Source organism: Lelliottia sp. CFBP8978 (genome assembly GCF_034046055.2).
Lineage (GTDB): Bacteria > Pseudomonadota > Gammaproteobacteria > Enterobacterales > Enterobacteriaceae > Enterobacter.
In genome coordinates, this window is sequence record NZ_CM188253.1 from 315,538 (window position 1) to 333,963 (window position 18,426).

An 18,426-nucleotide genomic window follows, 5' to 3' on the forward strand; every position below is an offset into this window, starting at 1 on the left:
GCCTCCTTACAGCGCTTTGGTAAAGCGAAAATGGCTCTGCGTATACCCTTCGCGCAGATAGAAGCGGTGGGCATCCACGCGCTTCACGCTGGTGGACAGCTCGGTCATCTCCGCATCCACGCGACGCGCGGCGTCCTCTGCCCAGGCTAACAGCCGGCTCCCGACGTTCAGACCGCGCGACTGCGGCAATACCACCAGCTCCTGAATCTCTCCAATCCAGCGAACATGATGCAGATGAAACTGCAAATGCAGGCCAATCATTCCGACGATATGCCCGTCGAGCGCCGCAAGCTGATAATGCATGTTGCGGTCCTGAAGGTTGGCGAGATAACCGGCATGGAACGCCTCGCGGTCGAATTGCGCCTGCTTTAGCTCGCAAATCAGCGCGTAAACGGCTTCAGCATCTTCAGCAGTGGCGGGGCGAAGTTCACAGACAGGCATGATGTTTTTCCTTTTGCCGAATAAGCGCTAAAAAGTGTTCGACTGACTGTAGCAAACTTCCGTCGTTATTGAGGAGATGGCAGTCGGATAGCGTATAGCGCGCGGCGCGTTCCAGCCGCAGGTCGATCTCCCGCGCGCTCTCCCGCCCACGGCTTTCCAGCCGGTGGCGCAAAATCTCCGGTGAAACGTGCAGGCAGACCGGCAGCAGCGCCTGGGCATAGCGGGCGCGGGCCTGCGCCAGATGGGCGCGTGAGCCGTTCACCAGCACGTCAAATCCGGCGTGTAGCCACAGATCGATCTCCACGCCCACGCCATAGTAAAGGCCGTTGGCGTGCCAGCTTAATGCCAGTAAGTTCTGCCCGGCGCGAGTAAAAAACTCCTGCTCGCTGAGGGCAATGTGGTTCTCGCTCCCCGCATTCGCTGCGCGCGTAATGTAACGATGCGCGACCAGCAATCCCGGGTGCTCCTGCTGACGCAGCGCCATCAGCAGACTGTCTTTTCCGGAGCCGGACGGCCCCATCAGCCAGATCAGTTTTCCCATCAGAACACCCGTTTACCCTGACGCCAGACGTGGTCGATATGGATGTGCTCGCCCTTACGATGCGCCAGCACCAGATCCGCCCGTTTGCCTTCGCCAATCACCCCGCGATCGCTCAGGTTCAGCGCGTTGGCCGGGTTTTTGGTCACCAGGCGAATGGCCTGCGACAGCGTAAAGTCGTTACCTTCATCGTCAGCCACGCGGAAAGCCGCATCCAGCAGGCTCGCCGGATAGTAATCGGATGAGAGAATATCCAGCAGGCCGAGCGAGGCGAGCTGGCTTGCCGCCACGTTGCCGGAGTGAGAACCTCCGCGCACGATATTTGGCGCGCCCATCAGCACGTTCATCCCCACTTTGCGCGAAGACTCTGCTGCGGCAAACGTGGTGGGAAATTCGGCGATCACGCTGCCAAGCTGGTGGGATTCGAGGACATGCTCATGAGTGGCGTCGTCGTGGCTGGCGAGGGCAATATTGCGCTCCCGGCACATCGCCGCGATCGACAGGCGATTCGGCTGCGACCACTGCGCCGCCAGCGCGAGCTGCTCTTCTTCATAGTGCGCCATCTCCTCGTCGCTGAGTGAATACTTGCCCTGATAGTATTCGCGATACTTCTCGATATTGGCGAACTGACGCTGGCCCGGAGAGTGGTCCATCAGAGAGACCAGCGATACCGGTTCGCGGCCAACCAGCTTTTCAAACAGCGGCAGCGTGGTGTGGTGGGGCAGTTCGCAGCGCAGATGCAGGCGATGCTCGGCGCGGTTAAGCCCGCGTTTTTGCGTCTCCTCGACCGCGTTAATCATCTTCTCCAGATTTTCCAGCCGGTCTCCGCCGTCGCGTACATCGCCGATGGCCACCGCGTCCAGCACGGTGGTGATGCCGCTGGCGACCATCAGCGCGTCGTGACTGCTCATCGCCGAATGCGCAGGCCAGTCCACTTTTGGCCGCGGGGTAAAGAATTTATCCAGGTTATCGGTGTGCAGCTCGATAAGGCCCGGCAGCAGCCAGCCGCCGTCGCCGTCCATCGCCTGCGGTGAGCGGCTCTGGGTTTCGGCGTATGTGCGAATCACACCGTCCTGGATTTCAATCGATCCGTTGATGACTTCGTTTTCGAGTACCAGTTTGACGTTATTGATAATCATGGCGCGACTCCCATCGCATGCAGACGATCCGCCACGCGATCGCGGACCGTGGCGTCGTGGAAGATCCCCACGATCGCCGCGCCGCGCGCTTTGGCCTGTTCGATCAGTTCGACCACTGCGGCGCTGTTTTTGGCATCCAGCGAGGCGGTCGGTTCATCGAGAAGTAAAATCGGGTAATCGACAATAAAGCCGCGGGCAATATTCACGCGCTGCTGTTCGCCGCCGGAAAAGGTCGATGGCGCCAGATGCCACAGCCGTTCCGGGACGTTCAGACGGGTCAACAGGCTGGCCGCTTTGGCGGCGCACTCTTCGCGCGAGACGCCCAGATCCAGCAGCGGCTGCATAACCACATCCAGCGCCGAGATCCTCGGGATCACCCGCAGAAACTGGCTCACCCAGCCGATCGTCGCGCGGCGCACTTCCAGCACTTTGCGCGCCGGAGCCTGCACCAGATCCACCCACTCGTCGCCGTGGCGAATATGGATGTGGCCTTCGTCCGGCAAATAGTTGGCGTACAGCGATCGTAACAGCGTCGATTTTCCGCTGCCGGAATGGCCGTGCAGGACCACGCATTCCCCGTTGCTGACCTCAAGTGACGCGTTTTGCAGCACCGGCAGGCGCACGCCGTTTTGATGGTGCAGGACAAAGGTTTTACTTAAATTTTGTACACGAATGGCGTTCATGATGTTCCCTTAATTCTGCAACACGGACGACACCAGCAGCTGGGTGTACGGATGAAGCGGATCGTCGAGCACGCGGTCGGTTAAGCCACTTTCCACCACCCGGCCCTCTTTCATCACCATCAGGCGGTCCGCCAGCAGACGGGCCACGCCCAGATCGTGGGTGACAATCACCACCGCCAGATCCAATTCCACCACCAGGCCCCGCAGCAGGTCCAGCAGGCGGGCCTGCACGGAGACGTCCAGCCCGCCCGTCGGCTCATCCATAAACACCAGCTTCGGGTGCGTCACCAGATTGCGGGCGATTTGCAGACGCTGCTGCATACCGCCGGAAAAAGTGGTGGGCAGGTCGTCGATTCGCGAGGCGGGGATTTCGACATCGGTGAGCCACTGCTGCGCGGTGGCGCGAATATCGCCGTAATGACGTGCCCCGGTCGCCATCAGCCGTTCGCCGATATTGCCGCCCGCCGACACCTGACGGCGCAGGCCGTCCATCGGATGCTGATGGACCACGCCCCACTCGGTGCGCAACAGCCGACGGCGCTCGGCTTCACTCATGCCGTACAGCGACTGGCCCTGATACAAAATTTCGCCATTCTGCGGCGCAAGACGCGCGGAGATAGCTTTGAGCAGCGTCGTTTTTCCGGAGCCGGACTCGCCGACGATGCCCAGCACTTCGCCAGGCCAGAGATCGAATGACACGTCGCTAAAACCTTTGCCCGGCGCATACAAATGGGTGAGGTGATTGACTGAAAGCAGCGGTTTCATGGGCGCTGGGCCTCGCTCTGTTGGCGGCAGAAATCGGTGTCGGAGCAGACAAACATGCGTTTGCCCGTATCGTCGAGCACCACTTCATCGAGATAGCTGTGTTTCGACCCGCAGATCGCGCACGGCTCGTCCCACTCCTGCACCGTAAACGGGTGATCGTCGAAATCGAGGCTTTCGACGCGGGTAAACGGCGGAACGGCGTAGATGCGCTTCTCGCGCCCGGCCCCGAACAGCTGGAGCGCGGGCATCATGTCCATCTTCGGGTTATCGAATTTTGGGATTGGCGACGGGTCCATCACGTAGCGTCCGTTCACTTTCACCGGATAGGCGTAGGTGGTGGCGATATGGCCGAAACGGGCGATATCTTCGTACAGCTTCACCTGCATCACGCCGTACTCTTCGAGGGCATGCATGGTGCGGGTTTCCGTTTCGCGCGGCTCGATAAAGCGCAGCGGCTCGGGGATCGGCACCTGGAAAATCAGGATCTGATCTTCAACAAGCGGCGTTTCCGGGATGCGATGGCGGGTCTGAATCAGGGTGGCGTCTTCCGTGCGTTCGGTGGTGTTCACGCCGGTAACGCGTTTGAAGAAGTTGCGGATCGAGACGGCGTTGGTGGTGTCGTCCGCCCCCTGGTCGATGACTTTCAGCACGTCCGCTTCGCCGATCACGCTGGCGGTGAGCTGAATGCCGCCGGTTCCCCAGCCGTAGGGCATGGGCATTTCGCGGCCGCCGAATGGCACCTGATAGCCTGGAATTGCCACCGCTTTCAAAATGGCGCGGCGGATCATGCGTTTGGTTTGTTCGTCCAGATAGGCAAAGTTGTAGCCGCTGAGGTTAGCCATTGTTGTGCTCCCGTTGCAGACGTTTCAGCAGTTCCAGTTCCGCCTGGAAATCGACGTAATGCGGCAGCTTAAGATGGGAGACAAAACCGGCCGCTTCGACGTTATCCGCATGGGCCAGCACGAACTCTTCGTCCTGCGCCGGGCCGGAAAGGGTCTCGTGATAGTCCGGAGCTTGCAGTGCGCGGTCGACCAGCGCCATCGCCATCGCCTTGCGCTCGCTCATGCCAAACACCAGCCCGTAGCCGCGAGTGAACCAGGGTGATTCGTTTTCAGGGGCTACAAAGCCGTTGACCATTTCACATTCCGTTAGCAGCAGTTCGCCGACGTTTACCGCAAAACCCAGCTCTTCTGGCACAATTTCAACCTGAACGTAGCCGCTGCGGATCTCGCCCGCGAAGGGATGGTTGCGCCCGTAGCCGCGCTGGGTCGAGTAGGCCAGCGCCAGCAGATACCCTTCGTCGCCACGCATCAGCTGTTGCAGGCGCGATGAGCGTGAACACGGGTAGACCGGCGGCGTGCGGGTGACGTCGTCGGGCACGCTGCCGCTGTCCTCTTCCGCCTTCGCCAGCCCCTGATTCACCAGCAGACTAAAAACGTGGGGGGCGCTTTCCTGGGGGGCGTCGCCTGAATTCAGGGTCGGGGTTTCTCCGTTCGCCAGCAGGGTGAAATCCAGCAAACGATGGGTGTAATCGTAGGTTGGGCCGAGCCGTTGCCCGCCGGGAATATCTTTGTAAATGGCAGAAATCCGGCGTTCCAGACGCATCTCTGCGGTATTGACCGGCTCGCTGACCGCCAGTTTCGCAAGCGTTGTGCGATAAGCGCGCAGCAGGAAAATGGCTTCGACGTTATCGCCGCTGGCCTGTTTCAGCGCCAGTGCCGCCAGCTCGCGATCGGCGATGCCGCCCTCGGTCATCACCCGGTCCACCGCAAGGTTGAGCTGCTGTTCAATCTGGTTAACGCTCAGTTCGGGAAGCTGTTCATCTCCCCGTCTTCTGTGCTCTTGCAATGCATGGGCGCTGGCTATCGCCTTTTCGCCCCCTTTCACGGCAACGTACATCAGCACACCTCTACATGAGTGGTCCGTGGGATAGCCAGCAGACGTTCGCCGCAGGTCAGGATCAGGTCGATACCCAACGGGAACGGGTGAGGGCGTTCGGTGAGTTCGTGAATAATGCACTCCGGCAGTTGCGGCGCGACCATCCGCTCGTCGGCAATACCGGCGCCGGTCAGGCGCAACATCCGGCCACCGCTGAGGCTGGACACCTGCAGAATCAGCGTGGCGCTGGCTTCCGGGGCCACGGCGCTGCCGGACGAGAGCGCGTTAAGCTGCTGATGGTCGATCTGCTCGTCGGCGACCGCAAACACCGCCTGCTGCGGCTGTTCAACCAGCGGCGCGCTGGTGTGAAAACGCAGATTCTGGCTGGCGATATCATTTGCCATCCTGGCCGACAGCCACACCGGCGTGTCGTTATCCGCCAGCGTCAGCAGCACGCTGGTGGTGGCGATATTCAGCGGCTGCCAGCCGTGTGTCAGCTGATGCAAAGAGACAATCACGCCGGGCTCGCTCATGGCTTTCAGCAGACGACGAAAACTGTGTTGGGCATCCGGTACTGCCTGGGTAAAAGCGGGTTGAAGCGTCATGCGTTGTCTCCGCGAACGAGCGTAAAGAAGTCGACCCGGCTGGTATTGATTTCGGCCTGACGAGCGGCGATGCGCGCGGCACGGTCAGCCTCCAGCGGGGCAATGAGGGTTTCCATTAACGACTGAAAATAGGGCTGTTCCTGCAATAGCGCGTCGATGACGGCGCACAGCTCGGCATGCTGTTTGTCGCGTCCGAGCAGATAGCTGTAACCCAGCGTTCCGCTGGTGAGGCGGACCACTGTGCGGGTAAGGGTGGCGTCACCGGCAAAAAAACGCTCGCCGGTACCGCCCGTCCGCGCCTGAATCTGCACGAGGCCGACTTCGGGTGCGCGGATCGTTTCGTATTCCGGCGTCAGTTTCAGCGTGCGCATGCGTTCACGCAGCGCCGCGGGCTGGCTGTGAGCGAGCACGCTCATCCAGCGCTGGCGAGTGGAGGTATCGAAATGCATTCAGTGCTCCATGGTGAATTCAATCATGTCGGCGCGGGTCAGGCTGACGGAATACTCCGTCGCGTTGATGTCGCCGTCACGATGGTTGAGAGTGCGCACGCAGAGCAGCGGCGCCATGTTCGGGATCTCCAGCACTTTGCTCTCTTTGGCCTGCGCGCGGCGGGCGCTGATCCGCGTCTGGGTTCGTCTGAGCGCGATGCCGGTGGCATCAGACAGGAAGTCATGCAGCGAGCCGCTGGAGAAATTTTGCAATACCGGCCAGAGCGTCAGGTCGGCGAAGTAGTGGTCGATTTGGCAGACCGCCACGCCGTTGACCCGGCGCAGGGTGCGCAGATGCACCACGTTATCGCCCTCCTGAATGCCCAGCGCATCAGCGATGTGGCTGGAGGCCGGGCGCAGCACGGAGAGCAGTTTTTCGCTGGTGGGATGGCTGCCCTGATCGAGCAGATTCTGGCTAAAGCGCGCCTGAGCATTCAGGGGGTAGTCGAACGGGCGCATCAGCACCAGCACGCCAACTCCCTGACGGCGCTGTACCCAGCCGCGTTCCACCAGCTGATCAATGGCGCGGCGCAGCGTGTGGCGATTGACCTCGTAACGGTCGGCGAGCTGTTGTTCGGCAGGCAGATAGTCGCCGCAGCGGTAGTGGGTGCGCAGCTCCACTTCAAGTTTGGCGGCGATCTCTTGCCAGCGGGTAGGGTAACTGGTCGGATGTCTGGATAAGTGCATAGAAATCAATGCCTCGCTTCTCAGATAAAGTGCTTACGCAACCGTTGGGAGAGGAAGTCCAGCAGGCTGACGGTGATGATGATAAGGACCATCAGCGCGCAGGTTTGCTGGAACTGGAAACCGCGAATCGCCTCCCACAGCGTGACGCCAATCCCGCCTGCGCCCACCATGCCGACCACCGTGGCGGAGCGGACGTTGGATTCAAAGCGGTAGAGGGAGTAGGAGATCAGCAGCGGCATCACCTGCGGCAGAACGCCATACAGAATTTCTTCGATTTTGTTGGCTCCGGTGGCGCGAATTCCTTCCACCGGGCCGGGCTCAATGGCTTCGACCGCTTCGGATAACAGCTTGGAGAGTACGCCGGTGGTATGAATAAACAGCGCCATGACGCCAGCAAACGGACCCAGACCGACGGCGACCACGAACAGCATGGCGAAGACCATTTCGTTGATGGCGCGGCAGGCGTCCATCAGGCGGCGCACCGGCTGGTAAATCCACCAGGGAACGATGTTTTCGGCGCTCATCAGGCCAAACGGGATGGAGAGGACGACCGCAAGCGCAGTGCCCCAGACGGCGATTTGCATGGTGACGGCCATTTCACTGAGATAGTCTCGCCACTGGCTAAAATCCGGCGGGAAGAAGTCCGCCGCAAAGGTAGCCATGTTGCCGGAATCTTTGACCAGCATTAGCGGGTCCATTTCCGCGCCTTTCCAGGAGACAACGAGCACCGCCAGCAGAATGGCCCAGCTTATCAGCGAGAACCAGCTGCGTTTTGGTGGTGGAACGGTGATGGTTTGCATGAGTTCTCCTAATGTTCTCTCCCTGTGAGAGAGGCCGCGGTGAGGGATTAGCGTGCGCTTTTTCCCCTCACCCTAACCCTCTCCCCAAAGGGGAGAGGGAACGATTGCACTCTCTCCGGAGGGAATGATGACTCTCCCCCCCTTGGGAACGATTGCACTCTCTCCGGAGGGAATGATGACTCTCCCCCCCTTGGGAACGATTGCACTCTCTCCGGAGGGAATGATGACTCTCCCCCCTTGGGAACGATTGCACTCTCTCCGCAGAGGGAATGATGACTCTCTCTCCGCGGAGGGAATGATTACTCTCTCTCCCCTTGGGAACGATTGCACCTTCTCCGCAGAGGGAACGATGACTCTCTCTCCGGAGGGAATGATGACTCTCCCCCCCATTGGGCACGATTACACCCTCTCCCCTCTGGGGAGAGGGCAGGGGTGAGGGGGAAAAGCGCTATTGCACCGCTTTATTCACCGACGTCATCGCGCTCAGCGCAGCGGTCAGGCGGTCCAGGTCTTCCAGCTGTGCCTGAAGCGTCGACACTTTGCTGGTCTTCTCTTCGCTGTTCAGGCCTTTGTTGTCCTTCACGCCCTGCATCTCTTTAAACAGCGCCAGTTGACGAATTGGCACCAGCTGCAGGTCGCTTGAGGCGCGGAACGGTGCCCACCCCAGACGTTCCAGTACGGTTTTCTCTTCTGGCGTTTTGCCGTAATTCATAAAGAAGTCGTACACCTTGTCTTTGGTGCTTTCGGAGAGATTTTTCCGCCAGACAATCGGGTCGCCCGGAATGAGTGGTGATTTCCAGATCACCTTCAGTTCTTTCAGCTTTTCCGGCGCGGAGGTTTTCAGTTTGTCGAGGTTTTCGGTGTTATTGGTCGCCACATCGACCTGTTTGTTGGCGACGGCCAGCGCGTTGGTTTCATGTCCCGCATTGACGGTGCGTTTGAATTCGCTGGGGGAGACGTTATTTTTGGCGAAGACGTAGTAGCCAGGGACCAGGAAGCCGGAGGTCGAGTTAGGATCGCCGTTGCCGAAGGTCAGATCTTTACGTTTGGCGAGCATGTCATTGAGGGTGTTGATCGGACTGTCTTTATTGACGATCAATACGCTCCAGTAACCCGGAGAACCGTCGGCAGCGACGGTTTGCGCAAAGACCTGACCGTTAGCGCGGTCCACCGCTTCCATGGCGGAGAGGTTGCCGTACCAGGCGATATCGACTTTGTTAAAGCGCATCCCCTGAATGATGCCGGCATAGTCCGGGGCGAAGAAGGCATTCACTTTGATGCCCAGTTTGGTTTCCATATCTTTCAGGAACGGTTCCCACTGGGGTTTCAGGTTTTGCTGTGACTCGGTCGAAATAATGCCAAAGTTCAGGGCTTTTTCCTGCTCCTGGGCATACGCCGGGCTTAACAGGGTGCTGATGCTGAACATGCTGGTGAACGCCAGCGCGGCAACGGCTTTGTAGCTCATCTATGTTCCTCACTTAGACATTGTTCCAGGCTGGCAGCGCCATGAATGCCTGGTCTTTCAGGACATTAAGCAGCCTGCGCGTTCTCATCGACGCGGTTAATGCTGCGGTAGAGATGGTCAGATCGTTCGTTATCAAAGTGCTGGCTTGCGCCATCAAAGAACACATAGCCCTGACGCAGGGCGACGATGCGTTCGCAGTAGCGCAGGGCGTAATCCACCTGATGCAGCGTCACCACCACGGTGATGCCGTCGTTCTGGTTGATGTCGCGCAGGGTTTCCATCACGATGCGGGCAGATTCGGGATCCAGTGAGGCAATGGGCTCATCCGCCAGAATGACTTTGGCTTTTTGCATCAGCGCCCGGGCAATCGCCACGCGCTGCTGTTGCCCACCGGACAGCGTCGAGACGCGCTGGTGGGCGAAATGGGCCATGCCGACGCGGGTCAGCGCCTGGAGAGCTTGCTGTTTTTGTGCCGGAGAGAACCAGCGCAGACAGGTGCGCCAGAACGGAGTGCTGCCCAGCGCGCCAATCAGAACGTTCTCCAGCACCGTCAGACGGTTCACCAGATTGAACTGCTGAAAGATGTAGCCGGTTTGCGCGCGGCTTTTACGGATATCGCTCGCGAGGCGGCCTGCGCGCTGCACGGTGTTACCCAGCAGCTCAATGTGGCTTTCTGGCGTTTTATCACCGGTGATTAAACCGCTGAGATGCCTTAAGAGTGTGGATTTACCTGAACCAGAAGGCCCTAACAATGCCACCATTTCGCCCTGCTGGACGGTCAGATCAACGGCATGCAGCGCCTTGTTTTGATGGAAGGTCTTGCTCAGTTTCTCGACGCGGATGACAGTTTGCATGTGGCCTGGCCTCAAGGAAAATGTGGGCCCATGCTGGCGGATTATTGTGACATTTTGGTTAAGTATTCGTTGCAGGAGTTTGAATAATTGAGGCGAGTGCGATGACAGGCGGAGGCGGGCGGCCTCCGCCGGAAGGTTACTGCGGTTTAACGACGTTGATCATCCACGGCACGCCATATTTATCGGTGACTTTACCGAATCCGTGCGCCCAGAAGGTTTCCTGCCAGGCCATCTCGATATGACCGTCGGCGGCCAGATTGTCGAACCAGCGTTTGCCTTCGGAGACATCCTGAGTATCGAGAACCAGCGTAAAGCCTGCATACTGCGCTTTACCGCCCGGAGCTCCGTCACTCATCATGATATCGCTGCCTGCGATACGAACATTGGCGTGAGCGATGGCGGTATCCGGGAACTGCATACCGGAAGGACAGCCTTCGTCGCTGTGCTCATCTTTAGGCATTTCGCCAAAGGTGATTTTATAGAGGAGTTCTGCGCCGAGGGTCTGCTGATAAAAGGCGATGGCCTCTGCACTGTTACCGCTGAATGCGATGTAGGGACTTAACGGCATAATCATTACCTCAGGTAAGAGAAGCTCAGTAAGTTTAGTTCGGATTGTCGGGGCAGGATAAGCGCAGCGCAGGTGTAAAAAAGGCCCGGCAGCGTGACGCTTACCGGGCCTGTAAAGAAAACAAAAGTAAAATCAGTTCTTTTTCACAAATTCGGATTTCAATTTCATTGGGCCGAACCCGTCAATTTTACAGTCAATATTATGATCGCCTTCCACCAGGCGAATACCCTTCACTTTGGTGCCGATTTTCAGCATCGAAGAGCTGCCTTTGACTTTCAGGTCTTTTACCACGGTAACGTTATCACCATCGGCCAGCAGATTACCGTTGGCATCTTTTACGATCAGCGTATCGTTATCCTGTGCAGGTTCTGCATCATTCCATTCATGGGCGCATTCAGGGCAAATGAACATCCCATTATCTTCGTAGGTGTATTCAGAATGACATTGTGGGCAATGTGGAAGTGACATATTCGTATCCTCAAAAAAGTGCGAACGGGGCTGGAAAGTGCCAGCCAAAACCCGGCTGTTTGCCGAAAAAGGCGTCAAGTATAGCCTAAATCCACACATTTGTCGGTGACATTCTTTTTTTTAAATAGTGATAACGCTTTTTTCAGAGTGACATTTCCTGTCAGTCACTTAAGCGATGCTAACACCGTGCTTAAGAGATAAGCATTGCAATGGAATATATTGAATATTTTATTGCGTAAATTGCCAGGTACAGTCATTTCGGATAAGGTGAGGCGAGCAGTTGTTATTTATCAACGGAACCTGAGATTGCCGCTTTTTGCATTGGCAGCCGGGAATTACCTCTCATTTTGGGTGGGTAAATTAGTTTGATATATCCTATAGCTACATAAAAATGGTCTACGCTCAATATCTTTCGGCTCCTCTTGCCGAGAGGAGTGTAGGAGCGCTTTACGCTGTCGGCAGATTATATTTTGTTTTGTCATCAGGCGCTTATATTCATTAAACCTATTTTCCACGCGTAATCAAAAAGCCGAAATTTCTTATTAAAACTATCTGGCTTAATAAAAGTAATAAATTTGCGTTAAGGAAAGGCTTTTATCATGCACACACAGACAATTTTCGAATTAAGCCAGGAAGCAGAGCGGTTGTTGCAACTTGCTTTGCAGAATCTGGATGCCCTTAAGTCTATGCCGATTGCGGTTCTGGATAGCACAACTGCTGCAATGACCGGGGAGACGAATAATGTTCTTCCTTTGCACTTTAGTACCCGCGGCGTTGAAACTCAGCTTTCAATGCTGAATAACGAATTACGCAAAATTACCCGTCTTGAGATGGTGCTGGCGATTGTCGGCACCATGAAGGCCGGGAAATCGACGACCATTAATGCGATTGTCGGAACCGAAGTCTTGCCCAACCGTAATCGTCCAATGACCGCGCTGCCGACGCTGATTCGCCATACGCCGGGGCAAACAGAGCCGGTGCTGCATTTTGCGCATGTGTCGCCGATTGATACGCTGATCAAGCAGTTACAGGACAAATTGTGCAATCACGATCGCGGAAAGCTGACGCAACGTCTTGAGATCGACAAAGATATGAATGCGCTGCTGGGGCGTATTGAGCAGGGCGAAGCCTTCGAAAAACACTATCTTGGCGCGCAGCCGATCTTCCAGTGCCTGAAAAGCCTCAACGATCTGGTGCGGCTCTCACAGGCGTTAGACGTGGAATTCCCGTTCTCGGAATATACCGCCATTGAACATATTCCGGTTATTGAAGTGGAATTTGTGCATCTGGCGGGGCTGGATGCGCATCTGGGGCAATTAACGTTGCTCGACACCCCGGGGCCAAACGAAGCCGGGCAGCCGCATCTGCAAAAAATGCTCAGTGAGCAACTGTCGCGCTCCTCCGCCGTGCTGACGGTAATGGACTATACGCAGCTTAAGTCGATATCAGATGAAGAGGTGCGTCAGGCGATTTCGGCGGTGGGGAAATCGGTGCCGCTTTATGCGCTGGTCAATAAATTCGATCAGAAAGACCGTAACAGCGATGACGAAGAACAGGTGCGGGCGATGATCTCCGGCACGCTGATGAAAGGGAATATCTCGCCCGGACAAATTTATCCGGTCTCGTCGATGTGGGCGTATCTGGCAAACCGCGCGCGCTATGAAATTTCCACTCATGGTCGTCTGCCGGATCCGCAGGAGCAGCGCTGGGTGCAGGACTTTGCCGAAGCGGCGCTCGGACGTCGCTGGCGAACAGCCGATCTGGATGACGTTGAACATATCCGTCACGCGGCCGATCTGCTGTGGGAAGACTCGTTATTTGAACAGCCTATTCGCAAACTGATCTATGCCGCTTATGCCAACGCGTCGCTTTATGCGCTGCGTTCCGCATCTCATAAGCTGTTGAACTACGCGCAAAATGCGCGTGAGTATCTGGATTTCCGCTATCAGGGGCTGACGGTGGCCTTTGAGGAGCTGCAGGTCAATATTGCCCGACTGGAAGAGGATATGGCGCTGTTACAAACGCGTCAGGATGTGGTGAGCGATGAAGTGGGGCATGAGGTTGAGCAGGCGCTTGATGCGGCTAACGCGTTTATTGCCCATCAGCAAAGCCATATCCAGCAGGCGATCAGCCACGTTTTTAACCGCGATAACATTCTTGATTTAGCGGGCGTTGAGAAGATGAATTTGCGTAGTGGCGCATCGGCTGAAATGGGGCAACTGGTGCTGGACGACGAAGGGCAGGCGCAGATTGTACTGAGCAAAATCCGCTCCTCCTGTGAAATGATCATGCTGGATGCGCAGGGCAAAATAAGCCGTGAGCTGGCGCTGCGCTTTGACCAGCTGGAATCGACGCTCGCCCGTTCCCTTAACGAAGCGATGCGTCCTATTGAGAAGCGCATTAAAGAGGAGCTGAGTCATGCTGGTTTTCGCGCAAGGATCAGCTTCCCGGCATTCCAGGCCAGCCAGCTTAACTTCAACACTCGCGGGCTGTTTAACGATGCGATTGCCCCGGAGAACCGTCCTGCCGGAGAGGTGTCCGGTTCCGCCAGCGTGCGTGAGACGGTGTCGCGCTGGCTCAATAATCCGGGCTGGGGCTGGGAAGATTACGTGATGACGCGTACCCGATATGTCATTGATGTGGCGCAGCTTCACCAGCGCTTCAAACACCATATTGAGCAATTTTGTGAACAAATCTGTAAAGCTTTGGTGGCGCAGGTCGATGTCTCTGTTACGGCAGGAATGGCGACGTTTTTTGCAGAATTCTCGTTATGTCTTACCGGGTTACAGGAAAGCTTGCGTGATAGCCTCGCAGTGCGGCAGCAAAATGAGCATTCTACCAGGGCGCTCAGCCAGTTGTTGAAGCAAAGTATTACTACTGCGACGTGGATTCAGGAAGATACCCGACTGTTACGCGATGATATTCAAACCCTATTCGCAGCAGAGCAACCATGACAACACAACTACTGGACGGTCCCGGGCGGACGCTGGAGTGTATTCATCCCAAATTTATGGTCGATTTGGTTCAGGGGGTGGACGCGGCGCGTCCTGCTCCTCTTGTGCCGCAGCAGCAGCAATTTCGTGAGCGTTTAGCCCAGGAGATCATGACTCAGTCGAAGCTTCGGCCCTGGGCGATGACGGGAATGTTCAGCGAAAATGCTGCCCTGCGGCTGGGCCTGGCGGAGAAACTGGCCGGTATGTTTGATCCCGGACACCTGGCGTTGACCCGTATGACCGACAAATTAACCTCATTACGCCAACAGACCCATCGTCCTGGCCAGCATTCTCCTGGCCTGATGCAGCAGTATGACGATCTTTGCGCCTATTTTTGCCAGCGTGCAGCCTATAAAGAGAAAGCGCTGTCTCAGCGTGGATTAACGGTGCAGGCTGGTGAACACAGTGAGCAAATTTTTACCCGCTGGCGAGCGGGCCAATACGACGGCTGGTCACTCGCTGGGCGGTGCTATGTGGCACTGGAAGAGTTGCGCTGGGGCGCGTTTGGCGATGCCTGCCGTCTGGCGAACGATGATGTGGGCGCGATGCTGAAGGACAATTTACGCAGCCTTGCGGCAAATTATCTTGCTCAGGGAATTAACGCTTCCCCTGCCACGCGCCACTTTTATCATCAATGGCTGACGACGCCGATATCACCGGGCTTAATGGATCATAAAGATATGTTGGGCTGGCTGGGGGACTGGTGTCATCCGGAACGCCATCCGGTGAGCTGGTCGGTGACCCAAAGCTGGCAAACAGTCGCGCTGGGGATGCCCAGATTATGCTCGGCAAAAAGACTGGCAGATGCGATGGTCGGTGAGATGTTCGGCGAGTAAAAAGCCAAAACCCTCTCCGAAGAGAGGGTCTTGAGATAATAACTTAGTGGTGCAAGGATTCTACTGGCTCTGACTCGACTTTCGGGATATTGCCATAGCGCTTCGCATACAGTGCAGTAATGATTGGAACCAGAATCGCGGTCACAATCACCGCGGCAGCTACCAGCGCCGTAGCGGAGGCGGCGACGGGTTCGAATGCCGGGTTAATCTGCGCAATAATGACCGGGTTCGCCACGGCCGCTCCTGCGGCGGATGAGGCGGCGACACCTGCGGTACCATTTCCTCCCCCGATAACGCGGTCCGCGATAATCAGTGGAATACCGGTGATGACGATGACTGCCACACCCAGAAGGATACCCAGCAGGCCGGTATCCAGGATTACGCCCAGGTTGATGGTGTTACCCAGCGCGAAGCCGAAGAACGGAATCAGAACCGGAGTTGCCTTGCTGAAGAAATCGCGCAGATCGGTGTCCAGGTTACCCAGTGCAAAACCGATCAGGAATGGCAGGACAGCGCCAACGAAATGGTGCGGTTCAAACGAGGCCAGACCGGCAGAGCCGAGGATCAGCATCGTCATCAGCGGGCCCGATTCCAGAGACATCAGCACGAATGCGCCGGACTCTTCTTTGGTGCCGTACTGGTTCATCAGGCTGGCGTAGAGGCCGCCGTTGGTCATGTCCATTGCTGAAACAATCGCCAGAATGGACAGCCCTGCGAAGAAGCCTGTCTGGATACCGTTCTCAGGAATGAACATCGCACAGATCATTGCCACAACCCAGGCAACGGCAATTTTGGTAATCACCAGCGTGCCTGATTTACGCAGAACGGTGCCGGTCGCTCGTAAGTTAATGGAGGCCCCAATACAGAAGAACCATACCGCCAGAATTGGAACGGTACCGGTAATCATTCCTTTTGTGAAACCACCGAAATAAGCGCCTGTATTTGGAGCAAGCGTATTTAATATTGCGCCAAGTACCAGTGGAACCAGCATCATCCCGCCAGGGATGCGTTCAATCGTGGCTTTGATTTTCATGATAAACCCTCACATCTTATCTCGCGTTTCTGGCGGACAAGTCAGCTAAAAATATTTATTAAATTCAAATGATTGTGAATTGTTGCTGTCTGGTAATCCGTTTGTTGATGCACCAGCCGTAAGTCAGCATCTCTCTTTTACGGTCAGTAAGACGCACCCCGGACGGCGTGTTCGGGCTTATCATGCGATCATTGGAATTATGATTCAATGAAAATAAAACAATGTTTTAGTTATCTTGATCACATATTTTTGTAAACCCGTGTCTACATTATTAATAAATAAAATCGCTGTGAATTGAATGTAAATAAAGGTGAGTGATATTTTTTTATTGCGACAAAAATAATCACCCGCGAAATAATCATTCTGGCGCTCTCTGAGTGATCATCGTGATAAAGACGCGTTTACGCTTTTTGACAACTTTTGACGCCCTTCGTAAATATTTGTGAAGTTGATCACTAATTTAAAGGCTGGTAGGGTAAAGAGGTCACTAACTGCCCAGTCAGGCGTCAACAGGTTCGGTTGTATCGACGATAAACGTCAATGTAAGTAAACCTGCTACGCTTGAAGAAGAAGATTCGCATGAGGCGAATCTCAAGGTTCACAGACCGCAAAAAGATCTGTGGTATGGACAGGGCTGAGTCTACGAGGATAGCAATGCTTAAAAGGAAAAAAGTCAAACCCATCACACTGCGCGACGTCACCATTATTGATGACGGCAAGTTGCGCAAAGCCATTACCGCCGCTTCCCTTGGTAACGCGATGGAGTGGTTCGATTTTGGTGTTTATGGTTTCGTTGCCTATGCATTAGGTAAAGTCTTCTTCCCCGGTGCCGATCCCAGCCTGCAGATGATTGCGGCCCTGGGGACCTTCTCCGTACCGTTTCTGATCCGTCCGTTGGGTGGTTTGTTCTTCGGCATGTTGGGCGATAAATATGGTCGCCAGAAGATCCTTGCCATCACCATTGTCATCATGTCGATAAGTACCTTCTGTATCGGCCTGATCCCTTCCTATGCCTCGATTGGCATATGGGCACCGATTCTGCTGCTGCTGTGTAAAATGGCGCAGGGCTTCTCGGTAGGGGGCGAATACACGGGCGCGTCCATCTTTGTCGCGGAATATTCCCCGGACCGTAAACGCGGCTTTATGGGAAGCTGGCTCGACTTTGGTTCGATTGCAGGCTTTGTGCTCGGTGCGGGCGTCGTAGTGTTGATTTCAACCGTCGTCGGCGAAGAGAACTTCCTTGAGTGGGGCTGGCGTATTCCGTTCTTCATGGCGCTGCCGCTGGGTGTGATTGGGCTTTATCTGCGTCATGCATTAGAAGAGACGCCGGCATTCCAGCAGCACGTTGACAAGCTGGAGCAGGGCGATCGCGAAGGGCTGCAGGATGGTCCAAAGGTGTCGTTCAAAGAGATTGCGACCAAACACTGGCGGAGTCTGCTGACCTGTATCGGTCTGGTCATTTCGACGAACGTGACCTATTACATGCTGCTCACCTATATGCCGAGCTATCTGTCGCATAACTTGCACTACTCCGAAGACCACGGTGTGCTGATTATTATCGCCATCATGGTGGGTATGCTGTTTGTGCAGCCGATTATGGGCCTGCTGAGTGACCGCTTCGGTCGTCGCCCGTTCATTATTCTGGGCAGCGTTGCGCTGTTCCTGCTGGCGATCCCGGCCTTTATCCTGATTAACAGTAATGTACTCGGTCTGATTTTCGCCGGTCTGCTGATGCTGGCGGTGATCCTCAACTGCTTTATCGGGGTGATGGCGTCAACGCTTCCGGCGATGTTCCCGACGCATATTCGCTACAGCGCGCTGGCGGCGGCATTTAACATCTCGGTGCTGGTGGCCGGCCTGACGCCGACGCTTGCGGCTTCGCTGGTCGAAACCACGCAGAACCTGATGATGCCGGCTTACTATCTGATGGTCATCGCGGTGATTGGTTTAATTACCGGTCTGACGATGAAAGAGACGGCCAATCTGCCGTTGAAAGGTGCCACTCCGGCGGCCTCTGACCTTCAGGAAGCGAAAGAGATCCTGCGTGAGCATCACGACAAGATTGAACACCGCATTGAAGATATTGATGCCGAGATCGAAGCACTGCAGGCGAAGCGTTCTCGCCTGGTGGATCAGCATCCACGGATAAATGAGTAACAGACAAAAACCCGCCGCTGGCGGGTTT

The 18,426-nt window shown here is 56.1% G+C and carries 19 protein-coding genes; 3 read left to right on the top strand and 16 right to left on the bottom strand.

The window, feature by feature from the left end; translation table 11 throughout:
- Nucleotides 1-6 precede the first annotated feature (6 nt).
- The 15 genes from phnO to SOM82_RS01520 form a co-directional block, all read right to left on the bottom strand.
- Nucleotides 7-441 carry an aminoalkylphosphonate N-acetyltransferase gene (gene phnO, locus SOM82_RS01450; RefSeq protein WP_320461260.1) on the bottom strand — a complete coding sequence of 145 codons (435 nt, stop codon included), beginning with the start codon at nucleotides 439-441 and terminating at the stop codon, nucleotides 7-9.
- Nucleotides 428-985: a ribose 1,5-bisphosphokinase gene (gene phnN, locus SOM82_RS01455; RefSeq protein ID WP_320461282.1), complete on the bottom strand. Its 558-nt coding sequence runs from the start codon at nucleotides 983-985 to the stop codon at nucleotides 428-430. The genes phnO and phnN overlap by 14 nt, the downstream gene beginning before the upstream one ends.
- A complete protein-coding gene (phnM, locus tag SOM82_RS01460; protein WP_320461261.1) occupies nucleotides 982-2,118 on the bottom strand; it encodes an alpha-D-ribose 1-methylphosphonate 5-triphosphate diphosphatase in 1,137 nt (378 codons plus the stop codon). The genes phnN and phnM overlap by 4 nt, the downstream gene beginning before the upstream one ends.
- The gene (gene phnL / locus SOM82_RS01465; RefSeq protein ID WP_154126880.1) at nucleotides 2,115-2,801 is read right to left on the bottom strand and encodes a phosphonate C-P lyase system protein PhnL; all 687 of its coding nucleotides are present in this window, start codon (nucleotides 2,799-2,801) and stop codon (nucleotides 2,115-2,117) included. Before phnL ends, phnM begins: the two co-directional genes overlap by 4 nt.
- 9 nt (nucleotides 2,802-2,810) lie before the next feature.
- Nucleotides 2,811-3,566, bottom strand: coding sequence for a phosphonate C-P lyase system protein PhnK (phnK, locus tag SOM82_RS01470; RefSeq protein ID WP_154126881.1), 756 nt, complete (start codon nucleotides 3,564-3,566; stop codon nucleotides 2,811-2,813).
- A complete protein-coding gene (gene phnJ, locus SOM82_RS01475; RefSeq protein WP_154126882.1) occupies nucleotides 3,563-4,408 on the bottom strand; it encodes an alpha-D-ribose 1-methylphosphonate 5-phosphate C-P-lyase PhnJ in 846 nt (281 codons plus the stop codon). Before phnJ ends, phnK begins: the two co-directional genes overlap by 4 nt.
- Nucleotides 4,401-5,465: a carbon-phosphorus lyase complex subunit gene (locus SOM82_RS01480; RefSeq protein ID WP_320461262.1), complete on the bottom strand. Its 1,065-nt coding sequence runs from the start codon at nucleotides 5,463-5,465 to the stop codon at nucleotides 4,401-4,403. The genes phnJ and SOM82_RS01480 overlap by 8 nt, the downstream gene beginning before the upstream one ends.
- On the bottom strand, nucleotides 5,465-6,049 hold the full coding sequence (gene phnH / locus SOM82_RS01485; protein WP_320461263.1) for a phosphonate C-P lyase system protein PhnH: 585 nt from the start codon (nucleotides 6,047-6,049) through the stop codon (nucleotides 5,465-5,467). Before phnH ends, SOM82_RS01480 begins: the two co-directional genes overlap by 1 nt.
- On the bottom strand, nucleotides 6,046-6,498 hold the full coding sequence (phnG, locus tag SOM82_RS01490; RefSeq protein ID WP_320461264.1) for a phosphonate C-P lyase system protein PhnG: 453 nt from the start codon (nucleotides 6,496-6,498) through the stop codon (nucleotides 6,046-6,048). Before phnG ends, phnH begins: the two co-directional genes overlap by 4 nt.
- A complete protein-coding gene (gene phnF / locus SOM82_RS01495; RefSeq protein WP_320461265.1) occupies nucleotides 6,499-7,224 on the bottom strand; it encodes a phosphonate metabolism transcriptional regulator PhnF in 726 nt (241 codons plus the stop codon).
- A gap of 20 nt (nucleotides 7,225-7,244) precedes the next feature.
- Nucleotides 7,245-8,024, bottom strand: a complete 780-nt coding sequence (gene phnE / locus SOM82_RS01500) for a phosphonate ABC transporter, permease protein PhnE (RefSeq protein WP_320461266.1) — start codon at nucleotides 8,022-8,024, stop codon at nucleotides 7,245-7,247.
- Between the two features lie 448 nt (nucleotides 8,025-8,472).
- The gene (phnD, locus tag SOM82_RS01505) at nucleotides 8,473-9,489 is read right to left on the bottom strand and encodes a phosphonate ABC transporter substrate-binding protein (protein WP_154126888.1); all 1,017 of its coding nucleotides are present in this window, start codon (nucleotides 9,487-9,489) and stop codon (nucleotides 8,473-8,475) included.
- A 65-nt stretch (nucleotides 9,490-9,554) separates the two neighbouring features.
- Nucleotides 9,555-10,343, bottom strand: a complete 789-nt coding sequence (gene phnC / locus SOM82_RS01510; RefSeq protein ID WP_320461267.1) for a phosphonate ABC transporter ATP-binding protein — start codon at nucleotides 10,341-10,343, stop codon at nucleotides 9,555-9,557.
- A 136-nt stretch (nucleotides 10,344-10,479) separates the two neighbouring features.
- A complete protein-coding gene (yjdN, locus tag SOM82_RS01515) occupies nucleotides 10,480-10,911 on the bottom strand; it encodes a VOC family metalloprotein YjdN (RefSeq protein WP_320461268.1) in 432 nt (143 codons plus the stop codon).
- A 132-nt stretch (nucleotides 10,912-11,043) separates the two neighbouring features.
- Nucleotides 11,044-11,379 carry a zinc ribbon domain-containing protein YjdM gene (locus SOM82_RS01520; RefSeq protein WP_320461269.1) on the bottom strand — a complete coding sequence of 112 codons (336 nt, stop codon included), beginning with the start codon at nucleotides 11,377-11,379 and terminating at the stop codon, nucleotides 11,044-11,046.
- Nucleotides 11,380-11,978: 599 nt separating this feature from the next.
- On the opposite strand from SOM82_RS01520, the gene crfC reads away from it, so the two are divergent.
- Together crfC and SOM82_RS01530 are read left to right on the top strand one after the other, a co-directional pair.
- Complete coding sequence (gene crfC, locus SOM82_RS01525) at nucleotides 11,979-14,333, top strand: clamp-binding protein CrfC (RefSeq protein ID WP_320461270.1); 2,355 nt, start codon at nucleotides 11,979-11,981, stop codon at nucleotides 14,331-14,333.
- On the top strand, nucleotides 14,330-15,208 hold the full coding sequence (locus tag SOM82_RS01530) for a diguanylate cyclase regulator RdcB family protein (RefSeq protein ID WP_320461271.1): 879 nt from the start codon (nucleotides 14,330-14,332) through the stop codon (nucleotides 15,206-15,208). Before crfC ends, SOM82_RS01530 begins: the two co-directional genes overlap by 4 nt.
- Nucleotides 15,209-15,251: 43 nt before the next feature.
- Here SOM82_RS01530 and kdgT read toward each other — a convergent pair whose 3' ends face one another.
- Nucleotides 15,252-16,241, bottom strand: a complete 990-nt coding sequence (kdgT, locus tag SOM82_RS01535; protein WP_320461272.1) for a 2-keto-3-deoxygluconate transporter — start codon at nucleotides 16,239-16,241, stop codon at nucleotides 15,252-15,254.
- Between the two features lie 654 nt (nucleotides 16,242-16,895).
- Between kdgT and proP the strand changes: the two genes are divergently transcribed.
- Nucleotides 16,896-18,398 (top strand): glycine betaine/L-proline transporter ProP, encoded by a 1,503-nt coding sequence (proP, locus tag SOM82_RS01540; protein ID WP_154126895.1) that lies wholly within the window; start codon nucleotides 16,896-16,898, stop codon nucleotides 18,396-18,398.
- Nucleotides 18,399-18,426: the final 28 nt, after the last annotated feature.